12 protein-coding genes are annotated in these 14,284 nt (G+C 71.1%); 7 read left to right on the top strand and 5 right to left on the bottom strand.

Features of this window, described 5'->3' with window-relative positions:
- Nucleotides 1-68: 68 nt before the first annotated feature.
- Nucleotides 69-1,877 carry a phosphatidylglycerol lysyltransferase domain-containing protein gene (locus AB5J56_RS20320; protein WP_369234151.1) on the bottom strand — a complete coding sequence of 603 codons (1,809 nt, stop codon included), beginning with the start codon at nucleotides 1,875-1,877 and terminating at the stop codon, nucleotides 69-71.
- A 242-nt stretch (nucleotides 1,878-2,119) separates the two neighbouring features.
- Here AB5J56_RS20320 and AB5J56_RS20315 point away from each other — a divergent pair, with 242 nt between their 5' ends.
- Entirely contained in the window at nucleotides 2,120-3,244 is a 1,125-nt protein-coding gene (locus AB5J56_RS20315) for an alpha/beta hydrolase (protein ID WP_369234150.1), read from the top strand.
- Nucleotides 3,245-3,267: 23 nt separating this feature from the next.
- Here AB5J56_RS20315 and AB5J56_RS20310 read toward each other — a convergent pair whose 3' ends face one another.
- Nucleotides 3,268-4,416 carry an ABC transporter ATP-binding protein gene (locus AB5J56_RS20310; RefSeq protein WP_369234149.1) on the bottom strand — a complete coding sequence of 383 codons (1,149 nt, stop codon included), beginning with the start codon at nucleotides 4,414-4,416 and terminating at the stop codon, nucleotides 3,268-3,270.
- A 203-nt stretch (nucleotides 4,417-4,619) separates the two neighbouring features.
- Here AB5J56_RS20310 and AB5J56_RS20305 point away from each other — a divergent pair, with 203 nt between their 5' ends.
- From AB5J56_RS20305 to AB5J56_RS20290, 4 genes are all read left to right on the top strand, one after another.
- Nucleotides 4,620-5,345 (top strand): ABC transporter permease, encoded by a 726-nt coding sequence (locus AB5J56_RS20305; protein ID WP_369234148.1) that lies wholly within the window; start codon nucleotides 4,620-4,622, stop codon nucleotides 5,343-5,345.
- Nucleotides 5,342-6,016 (top strand): ABC transporter permease, encoded by a 675-nt coding sequence (locus AB5J56_RS20300; protein ID WP_369234147.1) that lies wholly within the window; start codon nucleotides 5,342-5,344, stop codon nucleotides 6,014-6,016. Before AB5J56_RS20305 ends, AB5J56_RS20300 begins: the two co-directional genes overlap by 4 nt.
- Before the next feature lie 53 nt (nucleotides 6,017-6,069).
- On the top strand, nucleotides 6,070-7,032 hold the full coding sequence (locus AB5J56_RS20295) for a glycine betaine ABC transporter substrate-binding protein (protein ID WP_369234146.1): 963 nt from the start codon (nucleotides 6,070-6,072) through the stop codon (nucleotides 7,030-7,032).
- 105 nt (nucleotides 7,033-7,137) lie between these two features.
- Entirely contained in the window at nucleotides 7,138-8,514 is a 1,377-nt protein-coding gene (locus tag AB5J56_RS20290) for a hypothetical protein (RefSeq protein WP_369234145.1), read from the top strand.
- A 72-nt stretch (nucleotides 8,515-8,586) separates the two neighbouring features.
- On the opposite strand, the gene AB5J56_RS20285 is transcribed toward AB5J56_RS20290, so the two are convergent.
- Nucleotides 8,587-9,912 carry a PH domain-containing protein gene (locus AB5J56_RS20285; protein ID WP_369242669.1) on the bottom strand — a complete coding sequence of 442 codons (1,326 nt, stop codon included), beginning with the start codon at nucleotides 9,910-9,912 and terminating at the stop codon, nucleotides 8,587-8,589.
- Between the two features lie 95 nt (nucleotides 9,913-10,007).
- Entirely contained in the window at nucleotides 10,008-10,520 is a 513-nt protein-coding gene (locus tag AB5J56_RS20280; protein WP_369234144.1) for a PH domain-containing protein, read from the bottom strand.
- A gap of 31 nt (nucleotides 10,521-10,551) precedes the next feature.
- Between AB5J56_RS20280 and AB5J56_RS20275 the strand changes: the two genes are divergently transcribed.
- The gene (locus AB5J56_RS20275) at nucleotides 10,552-11,703 is read left to right on the top strand and encodes an NADH-quinone oxidoreductase subunit D (RefSeq protein WP_369234143.1); all 1,152 of its coding nucleotides are present in this window, start codon (nucleotides 10,552-10,554) and stop codon (nucleotides 11,701-11,703) included.
- On the opposite strand, the gene AB5J56_RS20270 is transcribed toward AB5J56_RS20275, so the two are convergent.
- Nucleotides 11,668-12,789, bottom strand: coding sequence for an SAM-dependent methyltransferase (locus AB5J56_RS20270; protein WP_369234142.1), 1,122 nt, complete (start codon nucleotides 12,787-12,789; stop codon nucleotides 11,668-11,670). The genes AB5J56_RS20275 and AB5J56_RS20270 overlap by 36 nt on opposite strands.
- 232 nt (nucleotides 12,790-13,021) lie before the next feature.
- Between AB5J56_RS20270 and AB5J56_RS20265 the strand changes: the two genes are divergently transcribed.
- Nucleotides 13,022-14,224, top strand: coding sequence for a sensor histidine kinase (locus tag AB5J56_RS20265; protein WP_369234141.1), 1,203 nt, complete (start codon nucleotides 13,022-13,024; stop codon nucleotides 14,222-14,224).
- The last annotated feature ends 60 nt before the right edge of the window (nucleotides 14,225-14,284 follow it).

The following is a 14,284-nucleotide window of genomic DNA, read 5'->3' as shown; positions in this document are numbered from 1 at the left end:
CCGGAGGGTGGCCGTTTCGCCCGGTGGGGTGGGCCCGCGCACCCCACCGGGCATCCGCTCCTGCGGGGTCAGGCCACGGGGACCCCGTGCTCCGCGACCGCGTGGTGCGTGCACACCGGGGCGGCGACCGCCCGGCGGCGGAGCAGCCGCGGGAGGGCGAGGTTCACGAAGCCCTCGGCCTGCATGGCGGCGAGGCCGATGCGGGGGAGGTCCCGCGAGGAGCGGTAGACCACGAAGCGGGGCTCCCAGCGGGGGCGGAACTTGGCGTTGAACTTGTACAGGGACTCGATCTGGAACCAGCGGGACAGGAAGACCAGCAGGCCCCGCCAGGCGCGCAGCACGGGGCCGGCGCCGATCTTCTCGCCGCGGGCGAGCGCGGCGCGGAACATCGCGAAGTTGAGCGACACACGCGTGATGCCGAGTCTCGGGGCCGCCTCCAGGGCCGCCACGATGAGCAGTTCGTTCATGCCGGGGTCGGCCGAGCGGTCGCGGCGCATCAGGTCCAGCGAGACGCCGTCGGTGCCCCAGGGGACGAAGTGGAGGACGGCCTTGAGGTCGCCGTAGGGGCCGGGCTCGGCGTCTGCCTTGTGAGCCGTTGCGATCAGACAGTCCCCGTCGGAGGGGTCGCCGATGCGGCCCAGTGCCATGGAGAAGCCGCGCTCGGTGTCCGTGCCGCGCCAGTCCTCCGCCGCACGCCGTATGCGGTCCAACTCGCCTTCTCCGAGGTCACGGATGCGCCGTACCCGGGTCTCGTAACCAGCCCTCTCGATGCGTTTGACCATCTGGCGCACATTTCGCATCGCGCGCCCGGCCAGGGAGAAATCCGCGACGTCCACCACCGCCTCGTCGCCCAGTTCGAGGGCGTCGAGGCCGGTCTCGCGGGTCCAGACCTCGCCGCCGGTCTCGGAGCAGCCCATGACGGCGGGCGTCCAGGAGTGCGCCTTGGCCTCGTCCATGAAGCGCTCGATGGCGCCGGGCCAGGCCTCGACGTCGCCGATCGGGTCGCCGCTGGCGAGCATCACGCCGGAGACGACGCGGTAGGTGACGGCCGCCTTGCCGCTGGGCGAGAAGACGACGGCCTTGTCGCGGCGGAGCGCGAAGTGGCCCAGCGAGTCGCGGCCGCCGTGCTTCTCCAGCAGCGCGCGCAGCCGGGTCTCGTCGTCCTCGGTGAGACGCGCGGCGGGGTGTTCGGGCCGGAAGGCCAGGTAGATCGTGGTGACCGCGGTGAGCAGGCCGAGGGCGCCGAGGGAGAAGGCGACCGTCCAGGACGTGTTGCCCTGGTAGTCGACCGGCCCCTCGAAGCCGAACAGGCCGTACAGGACGTGGGAGATGCGGTCGGCCAGGCTCGGGTCGCCGACCATCCGGTGCGGGTGGACGCTGACGATGACCAGTCCGAGCAGGATCGAACCGGCGCCCATGAGAACGAAGTTGGCGAGCGCACGCCAGCGGCTGCGCGGGTCGGGCAGCGCCGCGAACTCGCTCCGGTGGCGCAGCAGTGGCACCAGCAGCGCGACACAGATGACGAGACCGATGGGCGAGTGGCGGTACGCCAGCTGCGCCACGGCACCGGCCGGCAGCAGGACGACGGCGGCTCGCCACGCCCGGCGCTTGTGACGGCGCAGTCCGTGGGCGAGCAGCAGCAGAAGGACTCCGGCGCTGAGGGACAGCGCCGCCGCGAAGGGTCCGAGCGCACCCGGCAGTACCTCGGCCATCGCGTGCATACGGCTGTGCCGGAAGCGCGGAAAGACGCCGGCGGCAATGTCCAGGAGCCCTACGAGCGTGCAGGCCCTGGCGACCAGGGCGGGGACGGCTTCCGGGCGCGGACCGCGGACTATGCGCCGCGTCCGGCCTGTTCCACCCGGAACCTCGCCCGACATTTCCCCATCTATCCTGACAGACATCGCATCCCGTAGTTCTGCGAGAGACCTTGAACCCGGCGCCAATTCCGGCATCCGGCGACATTGCGCCCTCTAGGACGGTGTCTTGGGGGAAGAGGTTCACTCCCCACCGGAAAGCCGGTTCAAAGGTCAGGGAAAGCCCGGGGCAAGCTCTCGCGAAGATGCGGCGGGCAAGCGGCGGGAAGGACCGGCCAGACAGAAAGCGCAGGCGGAAACAGACCATGGGTCTCACGAGCAACAAGGTGCTGGTGGCGGCAGTGTTGTGCGCCGTCCTGCTGTTCGTCGGCACGGTGTGGCTGTGGCCGCGGCTGGCCCGCCGGAACTGGCGCGCCGTCACCGGACGGGTCGGCCTGCTGCTGGCCACGCAACTGGCGATCTTCGTCTCCGTCGGCGTGTCCGCCAACCAGGCGTTCGGGTTCTACGCCAGCTGGGCGGATCTGTTCGGCCAGGAGAACGGCGAGGCCATCGTCGTCGACCACAACAACGCCGGCACCGGCGGCCCCCTCCAGGTGGTCGACACCCAGCGCGTGAAGGGGCCGGGCGGCTCGCGCCCGCAGCTGACCGGCCAGATCCAGAAGGTCGACATAGTGGGCCGGACGACCCACATCGCCACCCCGGCGTACGTCTATCTGCCGCCGGAGTACTTCCAGGCGCGCTACCGCACCCGCACCTTCCCCGCCGTCACGGTGCTCACCGGCTACCCGGGCACCGCGGAGGCGCTCTACAAGAAGCTGCACTATCCGCGGACCGCCCAGGAGCTGGCCAAGAACGGCACAGCCCAGCCGATGATCCTGGTCATGCTCCGGCCGACCGTCGCGCCGCCGCGGGACACCGAGTGCGTGGACATCCCGGGCGGCCCGCAGAGCGAGTCGTTCTTCGCCAGGGACCTCCCCGACGCCGTGTCGGCCCACTACAGGGTGGGCAAGACGCCCGGCAGCTGGGGCATCATCGGCGACTCCACGGGCGGCTACTGCGCGCTGAAGCTCGCCGTGCACCACCCCGAGGTGTACGCCGCCGGCGCCGGCCTGTCGCCGTACTACAAGGCGCCGATCGACCCCACGACGGGCGACCTCTTCCATGGCGACAAGACCCTGCAGAACGACGCCGACCTGCGCTGGTACCTGAACCACCATCAGGCGCCCGACACCTCGCTGCTGGTCACCAGCAGCAAGGTCGGCGAGGCCAACTACAAGGACACGCTGAAGTTCATAGAGCAGGTCAAGGCCAAGCACCTGACGAGGATCTCGTCGATCATCCTCGACAGCGGCGGCCACAACTTCAACACCTGGCGGCGCGAGATCCCGCCGACGCTCCAGTGGATCAGCGGGCGGCTCAGCGACCGCTGACCAGCCGCTGACCGCGGAGGCGGTCAGCTCGTGCTGACCGTCTCCAGCTCGACGTCCGCGCGCGCGATGTCCCGCGCGTCCGCGGCCGTCGAGCGGCGCAGCGCCTCGTGCAGCCGGGCCGGGGTGAGGACACCGAGGAAGCGGCCCTCGCTCTCCTCGTCGATGACGGCGATCCAGCCCGCGTCGTGCTGGAGCATCGTCGCGAACGCCTGCTTCAGGGAGGCCCCGACGGGCAGCCAGGCCTCCATGCGGCGCACCTGGTCGCGGACCGTGCCGCCCTGCACGCGCGCGTGCTCCTCGGAGATCCAGCCGTGCAGATCGCCGTTCGCGTCCAGGACGACCGCCCACCGCGCGTCCAGCTTCCGGGGCAGCGGGTCGTCGAGGCGCACCACGGGCGGCTGTTCGAGGTCGCTCTCCTCGATCGGCGTCACCGACAGCCGCTTCAGGCCCCGGTCCGCGCCGACGAAATCGGCCACGTAGTCGTTCGCCGGTGCGCCGAGAACGGCCGACGGGGTGTCGAACTGTTCGATGCGGCCCTGCCCGTAGACGGCGATGCGGTCTCCGAGGCGTACGGCCTCCTCGATGTCGTGCGTGACGAACAGCACCGTCTTGTGCACGGCCTGCTGGAGCCGCAGGAACTCGTTCTGCAGGTGCTCGCGCACCACCGGGTCGACCGCGCCGAACGGCTCGTCCATCAGCAGGACGGGCGGGTCCGCGGCCAGCGCGCGGGCCACACCGACGCGCTGGCGCTGGCCGCCGGAGAGCTGCTCCGGGTAGCGGTCGCCGTACACGGCCGGGTCGAGGCCGACGAGGTCGAGGAGTTCGGCGGCGCGCTCGCGGGCCTTGGCGCGCTTGACGCCGAGAAGGTGCGGGACGGTCGCGGTGTTGTCGAGGACCGTCTTGTGCGGGAAGAGGCCGACCTGCTGGATGACGTAGCCGATACGGCGGCGGAGCTGGACCGGGTCGATGGCCGCTATGTCGTCGCCGTCCAGGAATATCCGGCCGCCCGAGGGTTCGATGAGCCGGTTCACCATCTTCATGGTCGTGGTCTTGCCGCAGCCCGACGGGCCGACCAGGGTGACCAGTTCGCCGTCGGCGACCTCGAAGGACAGGTCGTCGACGGCGACCGTGCCGTCGGCGTACCGCTTGGTGACGTTCTCGAACCGGATCATGGCTCCCCATTGTGGCGGTGGGCGGCGGGGTTTGTGTGAAGGCAATGTTGCGCCTGTACGACGGCCCTCGGCGATTGTCAGTGGTGGGGTTTAGGGTCGCCAGCAAGTCAAGAACATGTGCGGGCGTGCGGTCCAGCCACATATGTTCGGAGATTCGGGGACACGGGAACACGGCACATGGGGACACGGGGGAGGTGGGGCGGGTGAGCGGGCAGAACTGCCTGGTGGCCAACGACTGGATCTGCGGGGAGTACGTCCGCTCCCGCAGCCAGGAGCTCATCGACGCGACGGTGCAGCATGTGTGGATCACGGCGGCCTCGGTGGCGATCGGCGTGCTGGTGGCCTTCCCGCTGGCGCTGCTCGCGCGGCGGTACCGCGCCTTCGCGGGCCCGATCCTCGGCCTGACGACCGTCCTGTACTCGATTCCCTCCCTCGCGATGTTCTCGCTGCTGCTGCCCCTGTTCGGGCTCTCGGCCTCGCTGGTGATCACCGGTCTCGTCCTCTACTCACTGACGATCCTCGTGCGGAACATCCTGGCGGGCCTCCAGGCCGTCCCCGAGGAGGCGGTCGAGGCGGCCCGCGGGATGGGGTACGGCTCGCTGCGGCTGCTGTGGGAGGTCGAACTGCCGCTGGCGCTGCCCGCGCTGCTTGCCGGCGTCCGCATCGCCACGGTCTCCACGGTCGCCCTGACGACCGTCGGCGCGATCGTGGACTACGGAGGGCTGGGGACGCTGATCCTCGACGGACTGGACAGCGCCTTCAAGGCACAGGTCCTCACCGCCTCCGTGCTGTGCGTGCTGCTCGCCACCGCGGCCGACCTGCTGCTGCTCGGTCTGCAGCGGCTGCTGACGCCCTGGACCCGGGCGGGTCGCGCCCCTCGAATACGCAGGCGCGCGGCGGCGTCGGTGAAGGTGGCTGAACCTGTATGAACGCGATATCGGGTGCGTACGACTGGCTGACGACCGGCGCCAACTGGCAAGGAGAGAAGGGGGTCTGGCACCGGCTCGCCGAGCACCTCTACTTCAGCGGGGTCACGCTCGGCGTCTCCTGCCTGATCGCGCTGCCGCTCGCGCTGTGGCTCGGGCACATCGGCAAGGGGGGTGCGCTCGCCGTCAACATCTCCAACGTGGGGCGGGCGGTGCCCACGCTGGCCGTGCTGATCCTGCTCACGCTCACCCCGCTCGGCGAGCACGGGGACCTGCCGACACTGATCGCGCTCGTGCTGTTCGCGGTGCCGCCGCTGCTGACCAACGCGTACATCGGGATGCGCGAGGTGGACCGGTCGGTGGTGGAGGCCGCGCGGGGGATGGGCATGAGCGGCGGCCAGCTGTTCCGCCGCGTCGAACTGCCGCTGGCGTACCCGCTGGTGATGACCGGGCTGCGGTCGGCCGCCGTGCAGGTGGTCGCCACGGCGACGCTCGCCGCGATGGCCGGTGAGGGCGGGCTCGGCCGGATCATCACCGCCGGCTTCAGCCTGCAGAACACGCCGCAGGTGGTCGCCGGGGCTCTGCTCGTGGCGGTGCTCGCCCTCCTGGTGGAGGCGGTGCTGATGGTGGCGGGACGGGTCTTCGACCCCATGCGTGGACGTACCACTTCTTGATCTTGTTTCTTGAACTCTTGAACTTACGAGGGATGACCATGAACGGCAGGGCGATGAACAGCAGAACGCGCCGGATGGCGATCGCGATCACGGCCGTGGGCGCGCTCACCGGAGTGCTCGCCGCGTGCGGCGGGGACGACCTGGAGGACAAGGGGACGGACAAGTCTTCCGGCGGCGCCAAGAAGGGCTCGCTCGTCGTGGGCGCGGCAGGCTTCACCGAGGCGAAGGTGCTCGGCGAGCTCTACAAGCAGGTGCTCGACAACTCCGGTTACAGCGTGACGGTCAAGACGGTCAAGACCCGCGAGCTCTACGAGCCCCAGCTGGAGAAGGGGGCCATCGACATCGTCCCCGAATACGCGGCGACACTCGCGGAATTCCTCAACCTGAAGGAGAACGGCCCGAACGCGAAGCCGGTCGCCTCCGGAGATGTCGACGCGACGGTCACGGCGCTGAAGAAGCTCGCCGAGCCGAAGGGACTGAAGGTGCTTCCGGCCAGCAAGGCGGTCGACCAGAACGCGTTCGCGGTGAGCTCCGAATTCGCCAAGAAGAACAACCTCAAGACGCTTTCGGATCTCGGCAAGTCGGGCCTCAAGGTCAAGATCGCCGCCGGTGACGAATGCGAGACGCGTCCCTTCTGCGCGCCGGGTCTGAAGAAGACGTACGGCATCGACGTCGCCGGGATCGACCCCAAGGGCGTCGGTACGACCCAGGCCAAGCAGGCCGTGAAGAACGGCACGGACCAGCTCGTGCTGACCACGACCACCGACGCGACGCTGAAGAACTTCGACCTCGTTCTCCTCCAGGACGACAAGAAGCTCCAGAACGCGGACAACGTGCTTCCCGTGGTGAACGCGAAGGACGCCGGTTCCCAGGAGATAGCCGACGCACTCGGCAAGTTGACCGAGACGCTCACGACGGACGATCTTGTGGAACTCAACCGGAAGGTCGACGCGGAGCGCGCCAAGGAGGCCGACGTGGCCAAGGACTATCTGGAGTCGAAGGGCTTGATCAAGTAAGGCGAGGGCGCTGTAGACGCCTGGGGCGAGGTGAAGGCTTCGGGGTGGCTGTGTTTTTACCGGGTGGGGCACCATCAATCGCCTACGCGCGGTAAGTTTCTGGCCATGCCACGTGGACGTCACCGCCATTCCCCGCCCTTGCACAGGCTGCTGCCTCCTTCGGCGATCGGCGGCGTCTCACTCGTCATCGCCGTGGGGCCCTGGCTGTTCACGGAGCCGGTGGTGCTCCGTGTGCTGGCCGCGGGCGCCGCGGTGACGGCCGTAGTGGGCGCCGTCGTCCTGCGCCGCTGGGACACCGCGGCGGGCAAACGCGTCGCGGACCTCACGCGCGCCCGGGCGAGCGACGAGTGGCGTTTCGAGGAACGTGTCGCCGAACTCGAGACCGACCTCGACGAGTCGCGCGAGCTGCGCGTCAAGCTGGAGCACAAGCTGCGCGCCAAGCGCGCGGAGCTGGCGGGCCTGCGCAACGAACACGCGGCACTGCTGCGGCGGTACGCCACGGCGGAGACCGAGCGGGCGAGCGTCCTGGAGACGCGCCGTCTGCTCGCGATAGAGGCTTCGGCCCCGGCCCGCGCGCTTCCGGCCGGGCTCGAACAGGTCCCCGCCTCCGCCGCGACGCGCACCGTGGCCGTGCCCGCGCCGCGGGAGGAGTCCGCGGCGGTGCCGGTTACCGAACCGGAGGCCGTCGAACCGGAATCCGAGCTGGAGGCAGGCGAGGCGGCGGACGTGACGGCCGAGGAGCCGTCGGCCCCCGAGGTGTTCTCGCCGGCGGGTTCCTCGCTGTTCCTGCGGGCGAACGCGGCGCTGAACCGTTTCGCGAACGGGGCGGCCGCTGCTGACGCCGACATCGATGCCGCGTCGGGTGCCGACGCCCCGGCCGGCTCCGAGGCGGGCCCCTCCGAGGACGCCGTAGCGGAGGAGGGGGAGGCGCAGGGGAAGCCCGAGGCGGTCGACGGGCATGAGCACGCGGCCGCCGAAGATGCCGCGCCCGAAGACGCCGCGCCCGAAGACGCCGCGCCCGAAGACACGGCCCCCGAGGAGTCCGCCCACGAGGATTCCGGGCGCGAGGATTCCGGGCGCGAGGACGCCCCGGCCGCCGAGCCCGAGAACACCCCGGCCGCGGTGAAGCCCTCGAAGCCCTCGCAGCCCGTTCAGTCCGTCAAGCCCACCGGGCACTTCACCGTGCCGACCGCGGTGGCCGTCGTACCGGCGACTCCCGCGCGGCGCCCGTCGGTCGAGGGCGGCTTCGACTTCTTCGGCACGCAGAAGGAGGCGTCGGCGCAGGCGCTGGAGGCCGTGCAGAACGAGGACCTCGCCGACGTGGTGGGCCAGGAGGCGCTCGCGCTGCACAAGGCCGAGGCCGAGGCCGGGTTCAAGCCGGTGAGCGAGGAGTCGCGCGGCATCGGCCAGGTCATCGACCTGACCGTGCACGACGAGACCGAGCAGATCAACGTGTCGCAGCTGCGGAGCGCGGTTTCCTGAACCCGCGCCCCTGACGTGACGGCATGAGGACATGACAGCCTGAGGGCGGCGGCACCCACGGTGCCGCCGCCCTCAGGCCATCCAGCGGTCCGGCCGCGCCTCCCGCCGCCCCGTGCGGGAGCGGTCGGCCTGCGCCTGGAGGAGCTCCGCGGCCTCGGAGGCGTCCCGCAGCCGGGCTGTCACCGTCTTGCCGGCCCCGGTGTCCACGTGGACGTCGGCGAGGCCCTTGAAGCGCGCCCAGGGCCCCTGCTCCAGCCGTACGCTCTGCACCTTCGCGTGCGGCACCAGGGACAGGTTGCGGCGCAGCAGCCCGTGCCGCGCCGCGAAGACGGTGTCCGTGACGGCGAGCCCGTACCCGCGCCACCACAGCGGCAGGCACCACCCCGCCCGCCGCGGCGGCCGCGACAGGGCCTCGGGCACCGTCACCCCCGGCAGCACCTGCGCGATCACCGACTCGGCGATCGCGCGCGGGGCGACCGGTACGAGCACGGAGTTCGACGACCCCGCCACGTCCAGCTCCACCCGCACCCAGCCCCGCCGCCGCCACAGCAGCGGCTCGACGATCCGTACGGTCTGGACGCGGCCGGGCGGCACCGTCTCGTGCGTACGGTCCAGGAGCCCGTGGTCGATCCGCAGCCCGTCCGGGGATTCGCCGACCGTCCAGTCGTACTCGGCGACGAACCGCCCCACACTGCTCGCGCCCGCCGTGCCGAGCAGCGGCAGCCCGGTCGCCAGAACTGTCCACAGGCTGTGGGTTCCGAACCAGAGCAGCGGCGGTACGACGAGGGCGGCGGCCAGTGAGCCCCAGGTCGCGCCGGTGAGGACGAGGGACACCGCGAGTACGCCCGCGGGGATGTGCAGCAGCTGCCGTGCCGGGGCCTCGCCCACCTCGTGCGCGGTCTCGGGCGCGAACCCGGCCGCGCGGGCGAGGAGTTCGGCGCGCAGGGCCCGGGCCTCGCCCTCGCCCAGGTAGGCCAGTTCGTCCTTCTTGTCGGCGCCGATGACATCGAGTTTGAGCTTGGCGACACCCGCGACGCGGGCCAGCAGCGGCTGGGTGACGTCGACGGCCTGGAGCCGGTCGAGCCGGATGTGCGCGGTGCGCCGGAACAACAGGCCCGTACGGATGCGCAGTTCGGTCCTCGTGACCGCGAAGTGGGTGAACCACCAGGTCAGAAAGCCGTAGAGGGCAGCGGCCGGCACCAACACCGCGAGCCCGACCAGCAGCGCGGTCGTGGTGAGCCGGGTCAGCTGATGCTGCGCCTGGTCGGGGTCGTGCACGGCCCACCCGGCGATCACGGCGACCGGCGCCCACGCCCGCCGCAGCGGCGTCACGGGGTGCAGCCGCCGTTCGGCGAGCGGTTTTTCCTCGTGTACGGCGTCGGCGGCGCCCGGCGGCAGCTCTGCCCCGTGCACGGCTGCCTCGCGTACCGCCGCGTCATGGGCGTCCGGTGATGACGGGGACGGGGACGGGGACGGTGATGCCGACGGCGTGGTCACAGTCCCGCCGATCGGGCCTCGCCCAGCTCCGTGAGCCGGTCGCGCAGCCGTTCGGCCTCGGCCGGGTCGAGGCCGGGGATGCAGGCGTCCGTCGCGGCCGCGGCCGTGTGCAGTTGCACGCTGGCGAGCCCGAAGTGCCGTTCCACGGGCCCCGAGGTCACCTCGACCAGCTGCATCCGCCCGTACGGCACGACGGTCTCCTCGCGCCACAGCACACCCCGGCTGATCAGCAGGTCGTCCGCGCGCTCGGCGTACCGCCAGGAGCGCCAGTTGCGGCCGAGCAGCACCCAGCCCCACGGAACGCCGACGAGGGGGAGCAGAGCGAAGGCCGCCCAGACGGGGCCGACGAGCCACCCCAGCAGCAGTCCGACCGCAAGCGCCAGCAGCCCCAGCCACCACACCAGCATCAGCCGTCGCATCCGCAGCAGCCCCGGTGGCAGTCCGATCCAGACGGGTCCGTCCCCCGTGCCGTCCGTGATCCCGGTGGTCTTCATGCTCCCCGTATCCATGCTGTCAGCGTACGTAGGACAGACTGTCCCCATGACTCCCACGACGGAGACCATGGTCGGTATCGGCGGCGCCGCGGAGAGCACCGACATGGTGCTCAACATCGGGCCTCAGCACCCGTCCACGCATGGCGTGCTGCGGTTGAAGCTCGTGCTCGACGGCGAGCGCATCCAGCACGCGGAGCCGGTCATCGGCTACATGCACCGCGGCGCGGAGAAGCTCTTCGAGGCGCGCGACTACCGCCAGATCGTGATGCTCGCCAACCGCCATGACTGGCTCTCCGCGTTCTCGAACGAACTGGGCGTGGTCCTCGGCGTCGAGCGGATGCTCGGGATGGAGGTCCCCGAGCGCGCGGTGTGGATGCGCACACTGCTCGCGGAGCTGAACCGCGTCCTGAACCATCTGATGTTCCTGGGGTCGTACCCGCTGGAACTGGGCGGAATCACACCGATCTTCTACGCCTTCCGCGAGCGCGAGGAACTCCAGCACGTCATGGAGGAGATCTCCGGCGGGCGTATGCACTACATGTTCAACCGCGTCGGCGGCCTCAAGGAGGACCTGCCCGCGGGATGGGCCGGGCGGGCGCGTGCGGCCGTCGCCGACGTGCGTTCGCGGATGAACGTGTACGACGAGCTGGTGCTCGGCAACGAGATCTTCCGGGGGCGCACGCGGGGCGTGGGCGTCCTCTCGCCGGAGGCCGTGCACGCCTACGGAGTGAGCGGGCCCATCGCGCGCGCCTCCGGCGTGGACTTCGACCTGCGCCGGGACGAGCCGTACCTCGCCTACGCGGAGCTCCAGGACACGCTGAAGGTGGTCACGCGCGAGGAGGGCGACTGCCTCGCCCGCTTCGAGTGCCTCCTTGAGCAGACACACAACGCGCTGGAGCTCGCCGACGCCTGCCTCGACCGGCTCGCCGAGCTGCCGCCCGGGCCGATCAACCAGCGCCTCCCGAAGGTTCTCAAGGCCCCCGAGGGGCACACGTACGCCTGGACCGAGAACCCCCTCGGCATCAACGGCTACTACCTGGTCAGCAAGGGCGAGAAGACCCCGTACCGGCTGAAGCTGCGCTCGGCCTCGTACAACAACATCCAGGCGCTCACCGAACTGCTGCCGGGCACGCTGGTCGCGGACATGGTGGCGATCCTGGGGTCACTGTTCTTCGTCGTCGGGGACATCGACAAGTAGTCCTCCAAGCAGTCCCCCAAGAAGTGCGTTTGGAATTCCCACCGGCTGGAGCAGCCAGCCGAAGTCGCCGAGGCCGCCGGGCGCGGTGAGTTCCGCGGCGGCTCCGGCGCCCGCGAGGGCGCGTACGTAGGCCGTGGGGTTCGTGGACGCGAGCGCGAGCGGGGGGCGTGTGCCGCTCACGCCCAGCGCGTGCAGCGCGCGCCGCTGGGTGGTCACGCGCCCTCCGGGCAGCGCGCACGCGTCCAGCGCGACGTGCGCCGTGATGTCGCACGACCCGTCCGGCACGGGCGCCGTCTCGCGCCCCGCGCGAAAGCCGGTGAGCGTCCCGAACGGCGGGCGCGCCCCCGCGTGGTGCGCGTAGTCGGCCGCGACGGCGAGACCGCGGTCGAGGCAGCAGACGGCGGAGGCCCAGGCGAGATCCCTGGGCAGCCCGATCTCGGCGCGGAAGCCCTCACGGGTGTCCGAGCCCCCGCCTCCGCCGCCGTTGTCGCCTCCGCTGTTGCTGTTGCTGTTGCTGTTGCTGTCGCCGTCGCTGTCTTCGGTGAGCTGCCACCACCGCCGCAGCCACGCCCCCTCCGCCCCCGCCACCGGTTCCCCGAGGCGTTCGGCCCCGTCCCGGCGTACGAGAACCAGCCGGGCCACTCCCTCCGCGTCGGCCTCGGCGACGTCGACCGGCACGTTGTCCAGCCATTCGTTGGCGAACAGCAGCCCGGTGATCCCCTTCGGGGGCTCGGCGAGCCACTCGATCCGGTGATCAAGATCACATGGGCGGTCGGCGCGTTCGACGGCGTACGCGCACACGCGGGACGCCACGTCGGCGGGCAGTTCGGCGAGGACTCCCGTCACCAGTTCGCCGCGGCCCGCCGCCATGTCGACGAAGGCGAGGGACGCCGGGTGCCCCAGTGCGTCGTCCACCCGGCACAGCAGCCGGGCCACCGCGCCGGCGAAGAGCGGCGACGCGTGCACCGACGTACGGAAATGGCCCGCCGGCCCCTCGGGCCTGCGATAGAAGCCCGAAGGCCCGTACAGCGCCTCCTCCGTCGCCTCGCGCCACCCGCGCCATTCGTCCGCCGCCCGATCCGTCACGGCGCCAGGCTATGCGCCGCCGAGTACCCGAGGACGCCGTGGACGCCGGTCGGGCTCCCGCCCGCCGGGTACGCCCCCCGGCGCGCTCCCGAGCGTGCTTCCGGGCGTGTTCGCGGACGTGCTCTAGGCGTCACGTACAGGGGAGCCTCCACCTTGGGGAGTACGAGCGCCGGTCGCGGATCGGTCCTCCGGTTGACCCCTGCACGCTGCACGCTTCCCTACTCTGGGTTACGTGCAGCGCGTCTATGAGTTCTTCCGCAGGCACCCGACATGGGTCGACAGCTTCTGGGCCGTCGTCCTGCTCGGGATCTCCGCCATGAGCGGATCCGCCCGCGGGGGAGAGGCGACATCTGCCTCCACCGCGGTGGCGGTCCCGATCACGGTGCTGTTGTGCCTGGTCATCGCCCTGCGCCGGTGGATTCCCGAGAAGATGCTGTTGCTGGCCGCCGTGCTGGGCCTCGCCCAGCTGGTCCTGGACATGGCGGTGGTCCCGGCCGACTTCGCGATGCTGGTGATCGTCTACACCGTGGCCGCGGACGGCGCCCGCTGGGCCTCCCGGTTCGGTCTGGTCGCGGGCCTGTGCGCGGCGCCGCTGTCGCAGATCCGCTGGCCGGACCAGCACTCCAGCGGGCTGGGCCAGGTGCTGGCGGCGGTCTTCCTCAGCGTTCCCTTCGCGCTCGCCTGGGTCCTGGGCGACTCCATCCGCACCCGCCGCGCCTACTTCGCCCAGCTGGAGGAGCGCGCCGCCCGCCTGGAGAAGGAGCGCGAGGCGCAGGCCAAGGTCGCCGTCGCCGCCGAGCGCGCCCGTATCGCCCGCGAGCTGCACGACGTCGTGGCGCACAACGTGTCGGTGATGGTGGTCCAGGCCGACGGCGCCGCCTACGTCCTCGACGCCGCCCCCGACCAGGCGAAGAAGGCCCTGGAGACCATCTCCGGAACCGGCCGCCAGGCCCTCGCCGAGATGCGCCGGCTGCTCGGCGTCCTGCGCACCGGCGAGCACCAGGAGTCCGGCGAGTACGTGCCGCAGCCCGACGTGGAGCAGCTCGACGACCTCATCGAGCAGTGCCGCACCTCGGGCCTGCCCGTCGACTACAAGGTCGAGGGCACCCCGCGCCCGCTGCCCAGCGGCGTCGAGCTCACGGCGTACCGCATCGTGCAGGAGGCGCTCACCAACACCCGCAAGCACGGGGGCCCGAACACGGGCGCGAGCGTGCGCCTGGTCTACTTCGACGACGGACTCGGACTGCTCGTCGAGGACGACGGCAAGGGCGCCCCGCACGAGCTCTACGAGGACGGGGGCGTCGACGGCCAGGGGCACGGACTGATCGGCATGCGCGAGCGCGTCGGCATGGTCGGCGGCACCCTGGACGCGGGGCCGCGCCCTGGTGGAGGCTTCCGCATCAGCGCCCTGCTGCCGCTCAAGCCCGCCCACTGACACCTGTAACGACCCTTGTCGGCGTCGTTTTCAGAGACCTTTGTCAGAGGCCTTTGTTAG

It is taken from the genome of Streptomyces sp. R21, assembly GCF_041051975.1.
Taxonomy (GTDB): domain Bacteria; phylum Actinomycetota; class Actinomycetes; order Streptomycetales; family Streptomycetaceae; genus Streptomyces.
The sequence above is the reverse complement of the archived record's forward strand: the minus strand, read 5'-3'. Positions and strand labels throughout refer to the sequence as shown.